The organism is Nocardioides sp. (genome assembly GCF_030655615.1).
Lineage (GTDB): Bacteria > Actinomycetota > Actinomycetes > Propionibacteriales > Nocardioidaceae > Nocardioides.
In genome coordinates this window covers 1-16,635 of record NZ_JAURVJ010000174.1, presented here as the reverse complement: position 1 = coordinate 16,635, position 16,635 = coordinate 1, and the positions used below count along the sequence as shown (strand labels likewise).

Genomic DNA, 16,635 nt, shown 5'->3' with positions numbered 1-16,635 from the left:
GTCGCCGCCGCGGGCCCGGCGTACGCAGGCCGAGCGACGCGCGACCACCCGCGGCGCCCTCCTCGACGCGACGATCGACGTCCTCGTCGACCACGGCTACTCCGGGCTGACCACCTCGATGGTGTGCGAGCGCGCCGGCGTCACCCGGGGAGCGCAGGCGCACTACTTCGCCACCAAGGCCGACCTCGTGGTGCAGGCCCTGAGCCACCTCACCGACCGGCTCGTGGCGGAGCTCGTCGCGCAGCCGCTCGGTGTCGCCGACGGCCCCGAGCGGCAGTACGCCGCGCTGCTCGACCGGCTGTGGGAGATCTACTCCGGTCCGGTGTCGCAGGCGCTGCTCGAGCTCTTCGTGGCGGCGCGCACCGACCCCGAGCTCCATCGCTCGCTGGTCCAGTTCGACGCGGCCGTCATGGCGACGCTCGCTGACGCGGCCCGGCAGGTCGCGCCCGAGCTCGTCGGGCGACCGGAGTTCCCCACCGTCATGACCACCAGCATCTCGACCATCCGCGGCCTGCGGATGCTGCGCTCGGTCGCCAGCGAGCGCGCCGTCCGCCGGATGTGGGCGCCCGCGCGCGACCAGCTGCTCCACGGCCTCCCGAGCGAGGCCCGCGGAGCCGGTTAGTCAGCCGCGCACCAACGCGCGCACCGCCTTGCGGTCGGTCTTGCCGACGCTGGTGAGCGGGACGGAGTCGACCACGATGATCTCGCGGGGGTACTTGTGGCCGGCCAGCCGCTCCCTGGCGTAGGCGATCAGCGCCTCGGCGTCGACACCGCTCGTCGGGTCGACCGACACGACGGCGACGACCTCCTCGCCCTTCTCGGCGTCGGGGCGGCCGACGACGGCGGCCAGGGTGACGGCCGGGTGCGTCATCAGGGCGTCCTCGACGTCGCGGGGATAGACGTTGAAGCCGCCGCGGATGATGAGGTCCTTGATGCGGTCGACGATGTAGAGGTAGCCGTCCTTGTCGAGGTGGCCGACGTCGCCGGTGTGCAGCCAGCCGTCGACCACGGTGGCCGCGGTCTGCTCGGGCGACTTCCAGTAGCCCTTCATCACGCCGGGCCCCCGCACGCAGACCTCGCCGTCCTCGCCCGTCGGCAGCCGCTCGCCGTCGGGCGAGAGGATCGCGACCTCGGCGTGCGGCAGCGGCTTGCCGACGCTGCCGGGCCGGATGCTGTCGGCCGTCGACGCCGACACGACGGCGCTCGACTCGGTGAGGCCGTAGCCCTCGAGGATCACCGCGCCGATCCGCTCGGTGACCTCGGTGCGCAGCGCGTCGGGGAGTGGTGCCCCACCCGAGCCGAAGGACACCAACGACGAGAGGTCGTAGTCCTCGATCGGCTCGGCCAGGATCATCGCCAGCATCGACGGCACGATCGGGCTGCTCTCGAGGCGGTGCTCCTGCACCAGCGACAGCCACCCGGGCGCGTCGAACCAGCGCTGCATGACCGAGACCATCTGCTTCGAGGAGTGCATGCCGCCCACGGCGACGATCAGCCCGTAGGCGTGCGAGAGCGGGAGCGGCAGCAGCGACCGGGTGGTGCCCATGGACTCGCCCACCGAGTGGATGCCGGCTCCGCTGGACCACAGCCCGCGGTGGCTGAGCATGACGCCCTTGGACCGGCCGGTGGTGCCGCCGGTGTAGAGCAGGGCCGCCAGGTCGTCGTCGTCGCGCGGCTCGACCTCGATCGGCGAGGCGGTCTCGAGCTCGGCGTAGGGCGTCGTCCCCGGCGTGGGCTCGGCCTCGTCACCGACCACGAGGATCTTGATGGCGAGCCCTTCCGACGAGCCCAGGACGAGCGGCAGCAGCTCGGGGGTCACGACGGCCACGGTGGCGCCGGAGTCCTCGAGGATGTGGCGCAGCTCGGGCGGGGTCTGCAAGAAGATCACCGGCGTCACCACCGCGCCGGCGCGCCACACCGCCTGGTAGGTCACGAACACCTCGGGGGTGTTCATCATCAGCACGACCACCCGGTCGCCGGGCTGGACGCCCAGCTCGCGCAGGCCGCCGGCGACCCGGCGGCCGCGCTCGAAGAGGCTGCCGCTGGTGTGCCAGCGACCTTCGAAGAGCAGCGACTCGTAGTCGCCCTGGGCCTCGATCGCGCGCTCGTTGAGCAGGGCGAGGTGGTGGCTCATCGCGCCACCGCCCCAGCCGGCGCGGACGGCGCAGACGGCGCAGACGGCTCTGAAGCGTCGGAGGAGGCCGCTGCGGCGGCCAGCGCGAGCCGCGCGACCTCGTCGTAGGCCGCCACGTCGTCACCCAGGAGGAAGCGGTCGACCTTGGCCCGGCGCCAGAAGAGGTGGGCGTCGTGCTCCCAGGTGAAACCGATCCCCCCGTGCACCTGGATCAGCGTCTCGGCCGCGGCCTCCAGGGTCGTCGAGACCGCACCCTTGGCCGCCGCTGCCGCCATCGGCAGCTCGTCGGGCGCCTGGTCTGCGGCCCAGGCGGCCCACCAGACCAGGGACCTGAGGTTCTCGATCTGCACGTAGACGTCGACGAGCGAGTGCTTGACGGCCTGGTAGGAGCCGATCGCGCGTCCGAACGCCTGGCGCTCCTTGGCGTAGTCGACGGCGATCTCGAGGGCCCGGCTGGCCGTCCCGAGGCCCTCGGCCGCCAGCACCACCCGACCGACGCGCAGCGCGTGGTCCCAGCGCAGCCGGGCGTCGCCGGCGACGACGTCGCCCCCGTCGACGGCCACCTGCGCGAGCCCGCGGGTGGGGTCCATCGGCGCCCGGGTCGTGACGGCGCCGCCGCCGCAGACGAGGTCGTCGCCCCGCAGGAAGAGGAAGCGGTCGGCGCTGATGGCGTCGAGCGTGGGGCCGTCGTCGTCGACCACGGCGTAGGCCGCCGAGCCCTCGGCCAGCGCGCGGAGCCGGTCGCCGTCGCCGGCGAGCAGGACCGCGGCCCGGGCGTAGCCCACGAACGACGGTCCGGCGAGCACCCGGCCGGCCTGCTCGGCCACGACGGCCAGGTCGAGGAGCGAGCCGCCTCCGCCGCCGAGGTCCTCGGGGACGGTGATGGTGGCGAAGCCGCTGTCGACCAGGGCGGAGCGGCCCGGCCTGGTCTCGGCGTTGGCCGGGTCGTCGGCGTCGAGCGCCGCCCGGGCGTCGGCCGGGGAGGCGGCGCCGCGCAGGAAGTCGCCGGCGGCGGAGGCGAGGTCGCGCTGCTCGTCGTCGAGGTCGAAGTTCATCGGATGCTCTCCTTGAAGGTGATGCCCTTGTCGGCGCGGGGCTCCGGCGGCAGACCGAGCACCCGCTCGCCCAGGACGTTGCGCAGGACCTCGTTGGTGCCGCCGGCGATGGCCATGCCGGGCAGGCCCGCCTGCGCGTCCTGCCAGCCGGTCGAGCCGTCGGCGCTCTCGGCGTAGGCCGCGTCGTCGCCGAGCAGCCGCACCGACAGGTCGGCGAGGTCGCGGGCCACGCGGGTGCCGGCCAGCTTGCCGGCGGAGGCCTCGGGGCCGGGGAACGCGCCACGGCTGATGGCCGAGAGCTGGCGGTAGCCGGTGTAGCGGATGCCGAGCGTGTCGACGTAGGCGCGGCCGAAGTCCTGGCGGGCGAGGGCCTGCCGGTCGCTGCTGAGGTCGCCGATGCGGCGTGCGACGTGCTGGGCGACCGAGCTGATGCTCATCCCGATCTCGGTGCCGCCTCCGCCGAGCGTGAGCCGCTCGCTCATCAGCGTGGTGAGCGCGACCCGCCACCCGTCCCCGACGTCGCCGAGGCGCTCGCTGTCGGGCACGACCACGTCGTCGAAGAAGACCTCGTTGAAGTCGGCGCCACCGCTCATCTGGCGCAGCGGGCGGACGGTCACGCCCTCGGCCTTCATCGGGACGACGAACATCGTCAGCCCGCGGTGCTTGGCGACGTCGGGATCGGTGCGCGTGAGCACGATGCCGAAGTCGGCGACGTGGGCGAGCGTCGTCCACACCTTCTGTCCCGAGATCCGCCACGAGCCGTCCTCGGTCTGCACCGCCCGGGTGCGCAGGGCGGCGAGGTCGCTGCCCGATGCCGGCTCGCTGAAGAGCTGGCACCAGAGGTCGTCGGCGCGCAGCAGCCGCTTGAGGTAGCGGTCCTTCTGGGCGTCGCTGCCGTGGTGGATGACGGTCGGGCCGCACATGCCGATGCCGATCAGGTTGATCAGCCCCGGTACGCCGGCCCGCGACAGCTCCTGGTCGATGATCGCCTGCTGCATCGGGGTGCCGCCCTGCCCGCCGGCCTCGACCGGCCAGGTGACCCCGACCAGACCTCCGTCGTAGAGCAGCGCCTGCCGCACCCGCGCGACGTCGTCGCCGTCGGTGCGCCGCCCGCGGCGGTCACCGAGCTCGGCGCGGTGCTCCTCGACGAAGGAGCGCACCGTGCTGCGCCAGGCCGCCTCGTCCGGGGTGTCCTCGAAGTCCATGGGCTGTCCCGCTCCCTCGCGTCCTGGTGTGACCGGCGCCACGTCAGGGACCCACCCTGGCACGAGAGTTATCGGCACTCAAGCAGGTAACTGGCAACCCGCCTGGCCCCGGACGCGCCGCGGCCCGGGCCACCACCTGTGGGTGGCGGCCCGGGCCGGTCGACGTCACCTCCCGGCAGGCCTCCTGACCTGGATGACGATCGTGCGCGTCACGCCCCGGACGTTGGCCGAGCCGACGTAGACGACCTTGAGCGTCCGCCTGCCGGCCGCGAGCCTCGGCAGCCGGATGGCCACCGCGCCGGCCTTGTTGAGGGTGCCGCGACCGATGACCTTCGTCCCGCGCAGGATGCGGACGGCGCCGGTCGGCGTCACCCCCCGGGCGGTGACCCGGACCGTGGCGAGCGCCTTGGTCCGCGTCGTGACCCGCTGCGGCTGGACCGTCGTGGCGAGCGCCGAGGTGGCCTTCGCGATCCGGACGGTCAGCGTGCCCTCGGACCCGGCGACGCTGTCGTCGCCGGAGTAGAGCAGCCGGAGCGGGTGGCTCCCGGCGGTGAGGGCCGTGCCCGGGATGGTGAGGGTGGCCGTCCCGGACTCGACCGCACCCGAGGCGACGGTGCGCGCGCCGTCGACCAGGGTGACGGTGCCGGTCGGGCTCGCCTCCCCGGTCACGGTGGCGGTGACGCGGGTGGGGGTGCCGTAGGTGCCGGTGGCGGCCGGGGCCGTCACCGTCGACGCGGCGAGCTCGCCGGCCGGACCCACCTTGAACACGTAGTCGCCGGAGCCGACCGCATAGACGACGGCGTCGTCCTCGGGTCCGACCAGGGTGACGCCGGGCGCCTTGGCGGCCAGGTAGCTCGTGCCGGAACCCGACTCGGTGATGACCTGCGTGCCGTCGGACGGCACGTGGATCTTGGCCGTGGTGTTGGCCGGGATCGTCACCTTGAGGGTCAGCCCGTCGTCGCCGTCGACCCAGCTCGACCCGATCATGCCGTGGATCGACTCGTGGGTCGCCGTCACCTCGTGGACGCCGTACTCACCGCCGACCAGCGGCCGGATCTGGATCTCCTTGTAGCCCGGGGCGGCGGGCTTGATGCCGGCGAGCTCCTCGTAGAACCACTGCCCGATGGAGCCCTGGAACTGGTGGTTGCGGGTGCGGGTCGACGCCTCCCAGTACTCGCCGACGCCGGTGTAGCCGAGGTTGACGTGGTAGCCGTAGGACGGGTACGTCGTCTGCTGGGCGACCTTGAAGAGCGCCTCCTTGGCGTAGGGGACGCCGTCGTGCGCCGCCTCCGAGAGGACCGGCCAGATCCACCGGATGCCGACGAAGCCGATCATGGCGTGGCCGGTCCGGGTGACGGCGACGTCGTAGGCCAGCTTCTCCTCGAGGTCGCGCTTGTTCTGCTCCTCGACGAGCCCGAAGCCGATGGCCCAGGCCTGGAACCCCTGGCGGAGCTCCTGGGTGGCGTTCTCGGCGTAGAAGCCGCGGTCGGCGTCCCACCACCGCTTGTTGAAGTCGGTGCGGATGCTCTGGAAGAGACGGCGGTACTTCTGCCCCTCGGCCTTGTAGGCCGGGATGCCCGTCTTATCGTAGAGCACGTCGGCCATCTCGGCGGTCTGCGTCGCGAGGAACGCGGTGAAGGCCGTCGAGGAGGCGGCCTGGAAGCCACCGACGTTGAGGTTGGTGCCCTCGGCCGCGTTGCCGTCGGCACCGGTCACGAAGGCCCAGTCGCCCAGGCCCGAGTTGAGGGTCCAGTCGTCGGAGCCGTCGAGGGTGAACCAGCCACCCGGACCCTGTGAGTAGGGCTTGCCGCCCTGGATGTTGTCGTCCAGGTAGTTGGTCATGGCGCCGAACGCCGTGGCCATCGGTGCGGTGTCGGCGTAGCGCAGGTAGGCCTCCGACGAGGTGACCATGAGGAACGCGTCCCAGATCGGGGTGGCGCCGCCGCCGCTGGCCTTGAAGACGTTGAGCGACGGGGTGTTGCCGCACGGCACGTAGACGTTGGGCGTGGTCGGGCTGGAGGGCGAGCAGTAGCCGTAGCCCTCCGAGCCCGGGATGAGCAGCCCGACCTGGCCGTTGGCGAGCTGGGACTCGACCGAGTCGTGCGCCGACTTCAGCATCGAGCGCTGGATGTCGAAGATGTTGGCGACCGTCGGCAGGATGATCTGGGCGTCACCCGTCCAGCCGTCCTTCTCGTAGGTCGGGGTGTCCATCGAGTAGCCGGCGATCCAGTCGCCCTCGACGGCGCGCTCCACGTTGCCGTAGATCTTGTTGAGCAGGTCGACGTCGGTCTCGAACGTGCCGACCTTGGGCTGGTCTGTGCGGACCTGCTGGACCGAGTCGATGGCCACGTGGACGCTGTCGGGCAGCTGGATCGGGGTGCCGGGCTGGGCGGAGAAGCCGGCGGTGCCGCCCCATCCGCCGCCGTCGACCTGGACCCACTGGAAGCCGGCGAAGTTCCAGTTCGGCGCGAACACCTCGGGGTCGGCCTCGGTGCCGGTGCCGTCGGAGACGTAGTAGTCCTGCTGGAGCTGACCGGCGAACTGCAGGTCGCCGTCCTGGCCGGTGCCCGGGATCGCCGGGTCGTCCTTGGTCAGGTCGTCGTTGCGCCGCTCGACGTAGGCGGTGCGGATGATCTGGCCGGGCTTGGCGCCCCAGACCTTGATGGTGGCCCAGCCGGTGATCTGCCGGCCGATGTCGAAGGCGCGGACGCCGGCGGACGGGCTCCACTCGGTGAAGGGACCCTCGAGCTCGTCGACGACCGACGTGCGCTCCTGGACCTGGGCGACCAGCTCACCGGCGGGGCCGGGGTTGACGTTGGCGTTGGACCAGCTGCTGGCGTCGTACGTCGGGGCGGCCCAGTCGGTCAGCTGCTGGCGGGCGTCGTAGACCTCGCCGTCGTCGAAGTCGGCGTAGCGGGTCGGGCCGGCGGTGCTGACCTTCCAGCTGTCGTCGGACTTGACCAGCTGCTCGGTGCCGTCGGCGTAGGTGAGGTAGAGGTCGGCGCGCAGCGTCTCGAGGTTGCGCCACTGGGCGAGCTCGAAGCGGTGGTTGCTCGGCACGGTCTCGGAGTTGTAGCGGCCGGCGGCGAGCTCGGACGCCACGACGTTCACGGTGGAGCCGGTGGCCGACTGCTTGATGAGGCCGGTGACGTCGTCGGTCGTGTACTGGACGGAGTCCTTGTAGTCGGTGAACCCCGGGTTGAGGTGGTCACCCGGCTGGGCCAGGTCGCCGTTGATCCGGGGCTCGCTCCAGCCGAGGCCGGTCGAGTAGAGCCGGGCCTTGGTGACGGCGCCGTGCTGCGAGACCGGCGCGACGTCGAACGACTTGCGGAGCAGGAAGTTGGGGCGCACCGGCTTGCACGACCCGGAGTTGGTCGAGTTGCCGACCTGGCGGCAGACGTCGGTCGAGGCGGGGTTGCGGACCGAGCCGCCGGCGGGGACCGCCGCGGTGAGGGCGGGCGTGAACGTGAGGCCGGTGCCCGGGCTCAGGACGACGGTGGCCTGGGCGGCCGCGGTGGTGAGCGCGGTGACGCCGACGCCGGTGCCGAGGCCGCGGGCGGAGGCGCCGCTCGCGAAGGGGGCACCGAGCGGGCTGTCGAGGTCGATGCCCGTGCCGGTGGCCGTCGCGGTGCCGATGACCGTGACGGTGCGGACGACGGCCGCGGCACCGGAGCCGACCAGGACCTTCTGGCCGACGGTGAAGCCGCCGGCGTTGTTGACCTTGATGTTGGTGTCGGTGGCGGCGGCCGGGGCCGCCAGCGTGCGGTTGGCACCGGCGGCCGTCCCGACCTCGGTCACCGTGAGGGTCTGCGGGCCGACCACGAGGGTGCCGCCGACGCTCAGGCCGGTCACCCCGGCGACGTAGAGCCGGGTGTCACCGGCCGCCGCTGGAGCGGCCAGGGTGGTGGTGCTGGTCGCGGTGCCGACCTCGGTGAGGGTGACGGTCTGGCCGGTGGTGCCGAGACCGACGACGACCTGGGACCCGACGGTGGCCCCGGCGACGTTGATGACCTTGATGTTGGTCGCGCCCGCCTCGGCGGCGCGGGTGAGGTTGCTGCTCGGCAGGAGCCCGGCGTCGTCGGCGACACCGTCGGCGGCCGTGACCGGCAGGGTGGGGCGGCTCTGGCCGCTGATCCAGTCACCCTGCCACTGGTCGGGGTCGAGCAGCGCGGTCTCGAAGTAGCCGGCCTCGGACCAGGTGGTCGCGTCGGGCGTCCACGACATGACGCTCCAGTAGTAGCGGGTGCGGGGGTCGAGGGCGGGGCCGGCGTAGTCGACCGCGGTCGAGTCGGAGGCGACGACGCCGGTGTCCCAGACGTCGGCCTGGCCGGCCTCGGCCTTGGCCTCGGTGCTGGCGACGGCGATGCGGTACTTGGCCTGCGAGACGCCGCGCTCGTCGCTCTCGATGCGCCACGACAGGGTCGGCGTGGCGTCGTCGATGCCGAGAGCCTCGGGGTCGGCGTTGACCTTGAGGTGGTTGACCGAGGCGTTGGGGGCCACGGCGTCGGCGGTCGTCATCGGGAACGCGGTGGCTGCCGCGGATGCGGTGGCCAGGACCACGAAGGCAGCCGGCCAGCGCAGCCGGACCCCCCTTCGCGGTCGGGTGGCCAGTGTGGGTGTGAGCACGCTCCGGTCCAATCTGTGAGGTTTCGGTGAAACGCTTCACAGCATGGGGTGACGGTCGTCACGTGTCCAGCGGTTGGCCGGATCCGGTCATGACCGGTTTCGCCAACCGATCGACGGAACATGACAGCGCGCTCGGGGGCTCAGCGCGGGATCGAGACACCGGCCGGTGCGCCCAGCACGACCGGGGCGTCGACCCGTCGCGACGCCCAGCGGGAGTCGTCGCGACGGAATCCTGAAAGGATTCATTTGATGCGCTTCAAGATAAGCGACGTGCGTCACACCGTCAAGGTGGGTCGTACGCTCGGGCCCGTGACGGTGACAGGCACCCGGTGGCGTTAGAGCCGGCCGGCCGGCCGCCTCGGATGGCGGACGTGGCCCGGCTGGCCGGCGTGTCGCCCGGCACCGTGTCGCACGTCCTCAACCATCCGCACCGCGTCACGCCCCACACCCGCGCCCGGGTCCAGGCGGCGATCGACGAGCTCGGGTTCGCGCCGGACCGCCGCGCCCGAGCGCTCGCCGGAGGTGCGAGCACCCTCATCGGGTTCATCGTGGTCGACCTGACGAACTCCTACTTCGTCGACATGGCACGCGGGGCCCAGGAGGCGGCCCAGGACGCCGGGATGACCGTGCTGCTCGCCGACTCCGCGATGTCGGCCGACCGGGAGCTGACCTACCTGCAGCTCCTCGACGAGGAGCGCTTCGCCGGCATCCTGCTCGTGCCGCGCCCCACCATCGCCGACGACGTCTGGCGCTCGCGCTCCTGGACCCGGGACATCGTGCTGCTCAACGCGCAGCCGGTCGGCGACCGTTGCGGCGTCGCACCGGACGACGAGCTCGGCGGCTACAAGGCCACGAGACACCTGATCGAGCGGGGACGACGCGACCTGGTCTTCGCCGGGGGCCCGTTCACCCTGCACCCGGTGGCCGCCCGCCACCGCGGGGCCCAGCGGGCCGTGGCCGAGACCAACGGCGGCGTACGCCTCTCCACCGTCGCCACCGAGGGGCTGCGCCCTCGGCACGGGCGCGAGGTCGGCGACCGGTTGGCCCAGACCCGTCCGGCGGACCGGCCCGACGGGGTCGTGGCCGCCGCTGACCTCCTCGGGTTGGGCGTGGTGCAGGCCTTGGCGGGGCGACCCGGCCTGTCCGTCCCCGACGACCTCAGCGTGGTCGGCTACGACAACAACCAGGCGTCCTGGGAGAGCCCGGTCCCGCTGACGACCGTCGCGCAGCCCGGTCACGAGATCGGGCGGACGGCCGTGCGGCTGCTGCTCGAGGAGATGCGCGAACGCGCCTCGCACCAGCACCAGCAGGTGCTGTTGGAGCCGAGCCTGGTCGTGCGCTCGAGCAGCTGATCCGGGCCTCCACCCCCACGGGTGAGAACCGTTGTCGGGCCGGTGCCGAACCACCACCAGCAACCAACGACCCGGACAACCGGACTTAGAGGAGCACACCCTGATGACCATGATCAAGCCCAGCAAGAAGGTCCTGGCGGGCCTGGCCGGTCTCGCACTCCTGGCGGGGCCGCTCGCGGCCTGCGGCAGCGACGACAGCGACTCGAGCTCGAACGACTCGAGCTCGAGCAGCGAGTCGAGCGGCCGCATCGACTACCTGGCCCAGATCACCGACCTGAGCCAGAACGGTGGCGACACGTCGGTCAAGCTCGACCCGGGCTTCCTGGAGGCGCTCACCACGCTCAAGGTCACGCCCTCGCCGTTCGAGGACGCCACGCTCGACGGCGACACGATCACCTTCCCGATCACCGGCGGCAACGTCGGCCTGTTCAAGCCCGGCACGACCCCCGACTACGTCGTCGGCCAGGTCCAGCACGAGGGCTCGGGCCTCAACCTCGAGGCCGGCGGCACCACGGTGACGGTCGGCAACTTCAACGTCGACCCGGTCGCCTCGCTGGTCTACGGCGACGTCGCCGTCGACGACGCGGTCGCCGCGACCGACATCCCGATCTTCCGCCTCGACGGCACCACGCTGCAGGAGCCTGACCTGGCCGGCGGCGGCAACGAGGTCACCCTGCAGGGCTCCGGCGTGTTCCTCACCGAGGGCGCCGCGACGCTGCTCAACGACACGTTCGGCATCCAGGACCTGAGTGGCGACGTCAAGGTCGGCGTCGCGACCATCAAGGTCAAGACCGCCTGACGCACCCCGCCCGAGAACGACGGCAGCAGCAACGCCGACAGCCCCCGACCTGCTCCAGCAGGTCGGGGGCTGTTCTCGTGCGCGGCCCGCGGCCCCGATGACTCCGCTGCCTCGGCCGGGTCTTGAACACCATGACTGACCCACGACTGACCCTGGCGCCCCTCGTCGGCGAGTGGAGCGTCGCGATCGTGATGCCGGGTGACGAGCGACCCGACCCGCTGCCCGACGTCGGCGCGCGCACGACCTGGGAGTGGCTGGGCGACAGCGGCCTGCTGCTCCAGCGCTGGTCGATCCCGATCGAGGGCCCGCCGAACGGTCTCGCGGTCATCGGGTGGGACGAGGAGCGCGGGACCTTCCTGCAGCACTACTTCGACGACCGGACCGTGGTGCGCGTCTACGAGCTGCGGCTCGAGGACGGTGAGCTGACGCTCGAGCGCACCCGGGCGGACTTCTCGCCGCTGGACTTCTCGCAGCGTTACGTCGGGACCGTGGGCGAGGGCCGGATCGACGGCGCGTGGTTCATGGCCGAGGACCACCGCACCTGGGACAAGGACTTCGACCTCGTCTACACGCGCCTGCCGACGACCTAGGTACCTCCCACCGGATGCGAGCAACGACACGACGGGACCGCCTCGTGCGCCCGGTCTGAGTCCACGACCATTCACGGCCACGGTGCATCGCACCGTGCATGAATACCTTGCTCCCCGCAGCGAGGGCTGGATCTACGACGTCACGGTCGACCTGGGCGACGCCGGAACCGGCTACCTGGTCACTGTCGTCGAGGACCCCCCCTCCGGTGAGGCCAAGAACTACTACGAGCGGTCGGTGGTCGACCGGGCGCTCGTCCCGACCAAGCTCTCCTGACGCAGGCGCGGACCCGGGTCGGGACGCGGTGGCAGGTGCTGTCGAGAAGCTGACCCAGGGTGCGGCGCGTTCCGAGGCCGTCTGAAGTCGGGAGTGACCCACCGTGTGACGGGTTCGCGGCCAGGAGCGCCGCGCCGGAGCGGCTCAGTCCAGCGATGCCAGGAGTCGGTCCAGCGCTCCGTGGTCGCTGTAGGGCACGAAGGCGGTGAGATGACCGCAGGCCGCATCGATCATCGCCTGTTCCTTGGTCAGCCGGGTCGGGTCGCGGTTGTCGCCGAGGGTGAGGATGCGCGAGCCGGGTGCCGCGAGCGCCGAGAGGTGCATGGCCGAGCCCGACAGTCCGGCGATGACGTCGGCGCCGCGGACCGCGGCGACCTGCTCGGCGATGGTCAGGGTCTCGGGGTGGACGACGGCGAAGCCGGCCGCGGCGAACGTGGCGTCGAGACCGGCGCTCTCGTCGCGAGAGATGCGGGCGCGGTCGGGTCTGACCTCGGAGTGGAAGCGCGTGCGCGACAGGTAGACGCGTCGGTCCGGGCCGCGGGTGCCGACGCCCCGGGAGATCCGCTCCCAGACGCGCACGGCCTCGGGTTGTGCCCACTTCTTCAGGAGCACCGGTCTCGACGGCACGACGAGCCGTTCGACCCGCAGGGCGCGACCGTGGACGATCCGGAGAGCGCCGGGGTCGTAGCCCGCGAGCCGGATGAGGTCGCTCTGCCACGACGTCAGCTCCGGCGTCTCGAGGCGGCGTCGTGGATGACGGATGGGCCCGTGCGGGGGACGGTGCGCCAGGATCCCCGCCAGCGGGCGGACGAGCGGACAGGAGGAGGGGTCGGGCCAGTAGTTCGCGAGGTGCTCGACGAGCAGGTGGCCGAAGTGGATGGCCCAGTGGCCGACGTAGAGCCAGGTCCCCTCCAGGCGCCGAGCGCCGTCGGGGATCGCGATCTGGTCCGGGTCGGCAGCCACCCGGTTGCTCTGGCCGCCCTGCCACCGTCGCTGCGAGGCGCGGACCAGGATCCCATCGCTGTCGTGGACGGCGCCTCGGATCCAGCCCTGCGGACCGGTCAGCTCGGTCCGCAGCGCACCTTGTTCGAAGGGGGTCACCACGGCGTCGTCGACCGTGACCAGCTCGATCGGGTCACCCGTGGGCGCTTGGTTGGGCTGAGCCGGGGTCCACACGACCACACAACGGAGCGGGGGCGCAGAACGTTGACAGTCGAGCGGAGCGACCCCCCGGAGGGACCCCGGCGCGACCCCGGCGCGACACGCCCACCGCTCAGGCGGAGGGGTCGATCACGGTGATGCCGGCGACCGGAGCCTGGTCGAACCCCGGGAGGAGCGCTGCGGCGTCCTCCAGCCCGATGGTGCGCTCGACCAGCCGGTGCGGCTGCAGCGATCCCGCCACGATCAGCGCGAGCATGCCCGGGTAGTCGGCCGCGGCCATCCCGTGGCTGCCCAGGACGTCGAGCTCCCACGCGATCACCCGCTCCATGGGCACCCTGGGGTGCCCGCCGACCGGCGGGAGCAGCCCGACCTGCACGAGGCGGCCCCGACGCCGCAGGCTCAGGACGGCGTCCGCGCAGGTCTCCTCGCTGCCGACGGCGTCGACCGCGACGTCGCTGCCACCCGCGACCAGGTCCCGGACGGCCGTGGGGATGTCCGTCCCGTCGGCCAGGACGGTGTGCTCGGCACCGAGCTCGACGGCCAGGGCGAGTGCCTCCCGGTTGCGATCGACCACGACGACGTGGGCTCCGTGCGCGCGGGCGATCATCACCGCGCTGAGACCGACGCCGCCGGCGCCGATCACCGTGACCCACTCGCCCTCGGTGATCCGCGCGCGTCCGACGAGCGCTCGGTACGCCGTGGCGAACCGGCACCCGAGGCTGGCCGCCGTCGCGAAGGTGACCTGGTCAGGGACGGCGACCAGGTTGGTGTCCGCGGCGTGCAGCGCGACGTACTCGGCGAAGGAGCCCCAGTGGGTGAACCCGGGCTGCTCCTGGTCGGGACAGACCTGGGCGTTCCCGCTCCGGCACCACCCGCAGCGCCCACAGCCGCAGACGAACGGGACGGTGACCCGGTCCCCGATCGTCCATCGGACGACGTCCGCAGCGACCTCCACGACCTCGCCCGCGAGCTCGTGACCGGGCACGTGCGGGAACGCGATCTCGTCGTGCCCGGCCCACGCGTGCCAGTCGCTGCGGCACATGCCCGTGGCGACGACCCGGACGACCACGCCTCCCGCGGGGGCCGAGGGCCGCGGCACGTCCCGGACCTCGGGGCGAGACCGGACCGCGTCGAACACGACTGCGCGCATCCCCACATCCTCGCAACCCGGCGGCAGGTCGTCACCCCACCTACGTCGTGGTCCGACACCGGCAGTGGTCGGCCACCACGCCGGGGCCGCAGAAAGACGCACGCCCGTTTCGCCGGCGACGCCCGCGATCGGGCTTACCCTTCAGTGTCACCGCCTCATTCCCCCCTACAGGCGGCTGGCAGACAGTGAGGCACGAGATGCCGACAGCAGACGAGATCTGGCGGACGGCGATGGGTCACTCGCCTCTGGGGATGACGGTCGTCGGGACGGACGGTCAGGTCGTCCTCGCCAACGACGCCTTCTGCTCCATGCTGGGTCGCACCGAGGCGGAGCTGACGTCCACCCACGTCAACCAGTCCGTACGTCCGGAGGACCAGCAGACGCACCTTCGCCACTTCCAGCAAGCGGCGGCCGGCGCCATCGAGAGCTATCGCCTCGAGACCAGGTACGTCCACGCCGACGGCGCGACGGTGTGGGTCGACCAGTCCGTCGTGCTCGTTCGCGACGGTGAGGACCGTCCCCAGTTCCTCGTCGCGCATCACTGCTCAGCACCGGGACCGCGTGGAGCTGGCTCGTGTCGTCAAGGACATCGAGCGCGAGCGGCTGATGGGCGACGCCCTCCTGGAGAGCGTCGACGTCGGACTGGTGCTGATCGACGGCGCGGGTGCCTACGAGAGGATGAATCGACGCCACCACGACTTCCTGGCCCTCGCCTATCCCGAGGGACACCGCGACCAGGCCGGCCAGGTCGGGCTGGTCTACAGCGCAGACGGGGTCATGGCACTCAGACGTTCCGAGATCCCCTCGAGCCGTGCGGTCCGCGGCGAGGAGTTCGACGACTACCGGATCTGGGTGGGCGACGACCCGCTCACCCGGCGGGCCCTGGCGGTGTCGGCGCGGTCCGTCCGCGACGACCAGGGCGTGTTCGTGGGGGCAGCGCTGGCCTACGTCGACATCACCGTCCTGCTGCTCGCCCTGCAGGTCCAGCAGACCTTCCTGGCGTCCGTCTCGCACGAGCTTCGCACGCCCCTGACGCCGATCCTGGGCCACCTGGAGCTGCTCCACGACCTCGAGGGACCGGTCCCGGAGGCCTGGGCGAGCTCGCTCAAGGTGATCGAGCGCAACGCCGCGCGTCTCGAACGGCTCGTCTCCGACCTCCTCCTGCAGACCCAGCTGCAGTCCGAGGGCATCGTCCTGGATCGCACCGAGACCGACCTCGCGGTCCTGGCGCTCGAGGCGGTCGACTCCGCCTCGCTGGCCGCGACCCAGGCGGATGTGCTGCTCACGACCGCCGCCGGCAGCGGCACCGACACCGGGTCGAAGGTGACCTGTTTCGTCGATGCGGAGCGAACTCGGCAGGTGCTGGACAACCTGATCGCCAACGCGATCAAGTACACCGACGCGGGAGGACGCGTCACGGTCGGCTGTCGCACCGAGGCCAACGAGATGGCGTCCTTCGTCGTCTCCGACACGGGCATCGGGATCGCCGCCGAGGACCTGACGCGCATCTTCACGCCGTTCTACAGGACCAGCGACGCGGTGGCGCGACAGGCCAGTGGCCTCGGACTCGGTCTCGGGATCGTCCGGGCGATCGTGCACGCCCACGGCGGCGACACCCACGTCGACAGCCAACGCGGCCGCGGCACCACCGTGCGCCTGCAGCTCCCCGCCTCCCACCACGAGACCGCCGCAGCCCGCCCGGCCTGACAGCAGCGACCGGGGCGCGAGGGCGACGGTCGGCCGTCAGCGTCGAGCGGCCGTCACGAGCTCGTCGACCGTCGCCAGCTTGACCCGGGGTCGACCGAGGGCGCGCCCGCGGGACTGCTCGAGCCGATCGATCCGCTCGTAGTCGCGGCGACCGAGGGCCTCGGGCCGACGGGCTCGCACCAGTCGGCGGAACGCGCGGTCGGAGCCGCGGCCGGCGCTGATCCGGCGCGTGTTGGCGTCGTCGACCAGGGCCCCGACGGTCTCGGCGGCGTCGGCGCGGTTGGAGCCGATGCCGCCACGGGGACCGCGCTTGATCCACCCCACGACGTACGTCGCCGCGAGGGGCTGCCCGGTGGCGGGGTCGAGCACCCGTCCGGTGTCGTGGGGCACGGTGTGGGTGGTCTCGTCGAACGGCAGACCGGCCACCGGCTCGCTGCGGTAGCCGACCGAACGGAGCACGAGCCCGGTCGGGATCCGGGTGTCGGCGAGACGTACGGCCTCGACCCGGCGGTCGCCCTCGATCCGGTCGACGACGGAGTGGAAGCGCAGCACCAGACGGCGGCGGCCGCCCGCAGCGGCCGC

12 protein-coding genes and 2 pseudogenes are annotated in these 16,635 nt (G+C 72.3%); 7 read left to right on the top strand and 7 right to left on the bottom strand.

Annotated elements, in window-relative coordinates; all coding sequences use genetic code 11:
• Window positions 1-622, top strand: a 622-nt coding sequence (locus Q7T52_RS14655) for a TetR/AcrR family transcriptional regulator (RefSeq protein WP_304803738.1), incomplete at its 5' end; no start/stop codon positions are given.
• Here Q7T52_RS14655 and Q7T52_RS14650 read toward each other — a convergent pair.
• The 4 genes from Q7T52_RS14650 to Q7T52_RS14635 form a co-directional block, all read right to left on the bottom strand.
• The gene (locus Q7T52_RS14650; RefSeq protein WP_304803736.1) at window positions 623-2,134 is read right to left on the bottom strand and encodes a class I adenylate-forming enzyme family protein; all 1,512 of its coding nucleotides are present in this window, start codon (window positions 2,132-2,134) and stop codon (window positions 623-625) included. It lies immediately after the preceding gene.
• On the bottom strand, window positions 2,131-3,189 hold the full coding sequence (locus Q7T52_RS14645; RefSeq protein ID WP_304803734.1) for an acyl-CoA dehydrogenase: 1,059 nt from the start codon (window positions 3,187-3,189) through the stop codon (window positions 2,131-2,133). Before Q7T52_RS14645 ends, Q7T52_RS14650 begins: the two co-directional genes overlap by 4 nt.
• On the bottom strand, window positions 3,186-4,394 hold the full coding sequence (locus tag Q7T52_RS14640) for an acyl-CoA dehydrogenase family protein (protein WP_304803733.1): 1,209 nt from the start codon (window positions 4,392-4,394) through the stop codon (window positions 3,186-3,188). Before Q7T52_RS14640 ends, Q7T52_RS14645 begins: the two co-directional genes overlap by 4 nt.
• 165 nt (window positions 4,395-4,559) lie before the next feature.
• Window positions 4,560-8,912, bottom strand: a complete 4,353-nt coding sequence (locus tag Q7T52_RS14635; RefSeq protein WP_304803731.1) for a family 78 glycoside hydrolase catalytic domain — start codon at window positions 8,910-8,912, stop codon at window positions 4,560-4,562.
• A gap of 479 nt (window positions 8,913-9,391) precedes the next feature.
• On the opposite strand from Q7T52_RS14635, the gene Q7T52_RS14630 reads away from it, so the two are divergent.
• The 4 genes from Q7T52_RS14630 (at window position 9,392) to Q7T52_RS14615 (ending at window position 12,035) form a co-directional block, all read left to right on the top strand.
• Entirely contained in the window at window positions 9,392-10,372 is a 981-nt protein-coding gene (locus Q7T52_RS14630; protein ID WP_304803729.1) for a LacI family DNA-binding transcriptional regulator, read from the top strand.
• 109 nt (window positions 10,373-10,481) lie between these two features.
• Window positions 10,482-11,171 (top strand): hypothetical protein, encoded by a 690-nt coding sequence (locus Q7T52_RS14625; RefSeq protein ID WP_304803727.1) that lies wholly within the window; start codon window positions 10,482-10,484, stop codon window positions 11,169-11,171.
• Between the two features lie 131 nt (window positions 11,172-11,302).
• Window positions 11,303-11,761 carry a hypothetical protein gene (locus Q7T52_RS14620; protein WP_304803725.1) on the top strand — a complete coding sequence of 153 codons (459 nt, stop codon included), beginning with the start codon at window positions 11,303-11,305 and terminating at the stop codon, window positions 11,759-11,761.
• Window positions 11,762-11,855: 94 nt separating this feature from the next.
• On the top strand, window positions 11,856-12,035 hold the full coding sequence (locus Q7T52_RS14615; RefSeq protein WP_304803723.1) for a hypothetical protein: 180 nt from the start codon (window positions 11,856-11,858) through the stop codon (window positions 12,033-12,035).
• Between the two features lie 144 nt (window positions 12,036-12,179).
• Here the strand turns inward: Q7T52_RS14615 and Q7T52_RS14610 are convergent, their stop codons facing one another.
• Together Q7T52_RS14610 and Q7T52_RS14605 are read right to left on the bottom strand one after the other, a co-directional pair.
• Window positions 12,180-13,211, bottom strand: a complete 1,032-nt coding sequence (locus tag Q7T52_RS14610; RefSeq protein ID WP_304803721.1) for a DUF563 domain-containing protein — start codon at window positions 13,209-13,211, stop codon at window positions 12,180-12,182.
• Between the two features lie 97 nt (window positions 13,212-13,308).
• Window positions 13,309-14,346: a zinc-binding dehydrogenase gene (locus Q7T52_RS14605; protein ID WP_304803719.1), complete on the bottom strand. Its 1,038-nt coding sequence runs from the start codon at window positions 14,344-14,346 to the stop codon at window positions 13,309-13,311.
• 197 nt (window positions 14,347-14,543) lie between these two features.
• On the opposite strand from Q7T52_RS14605, the pseudogene Q7T52_RS20675 reads away from it, so the two are divergent.
• Both Q7T52_RS20675 and Q7T52_RS14600 read left to right on the top strand, forming a co-directional pair.
• Window positions 14,544-14,879 (top strand): annotated as a pseudogene (locus Q7T52_RS20675) (PAS domain S-box protein); the annotation flags it as partial.
• A 28-nt stretch (window positions 14,880-14,907) separates the two neighbouring features.
• Window positions 14,908-16,053 carry a cell wall metabolism sensor histidine kinase WalK gene (locus tag Q7T52_RS14600; protein ID WP_304803717.1) on the top strand — a complete coding sequence of 382 codons (1,146 nt, stop codon included), beginning with the start codon at window positions 14,908-14,910 and terminating at the stop codon, window positions 16,051-16,053.
• Between the two features lie 36 nt (window positions 16,054-16,089).
• Here the strand turns inward: Q7T52_RS14600 and Q7T52_RS14595 are convergent.
• Window positions 16,090-16,635: pseudogene (locus tag Q7T52_RS14595) on the bottom strand (4Fe-4S ferredoxin); the annotation flags it as partial.

Excerpts from the sequence above, each read along its gene's own strand:
- Q7T52_RS14650 (WP_304803736.1), bottom strand. The coding sequence starts at position 2,134 with ATGAGCCACCACCTCGCCCTGCTCAACGAGCGCGCGATCGAGGCCCAG.
- Q7T52_RS14645 (WP_304803734.1), bottom strand. The coding sequence starts at position 3,189 with ATGAACTTCGACCTCGACGACGAGCAGCGCGACCTCGCCTCCGCCGCC.
- Q7T52_RS14640 (WP_304803733.1), bottom strand. The coding sequence starts at position 4,394 with ATGGACTTCGAGGACACCCCGGACGAGGCGGCCTGGCGCAGCACGGTG.
- Q7T52_RS14635 (WP_304803731.1), bottom strand. The coding sequence starts at position 8,912 with ATGACGACCGCCGACGCCGTGGCCCCCAACGCCTCGGTCAACCACCTC.
- Q7T52_RS14625 (WP_304803727.1), top strand. The coding sequence starts at position 10,482 with ATGATCAAGCCCAGCAAGAAGGTCCTGGCGGGCCTGGCCGGTCTCGCA.
- Q7T52_RS14620 (WP_304803725.1), top strand. The coding sequence starts at position 11,303 with ATGACTGACCCACGACTGACCCTGGCGCCCCTCGTCGGCGAGTGGAGC.
- Q7T52_RS14605 (WP_304803719.1), bottom strand. The coding sequence starts at position 14,346 with ATGCGCGCAGTCGTGTTCGACGCGGTCCGGTCTCGCCCCGAGGTCCGG.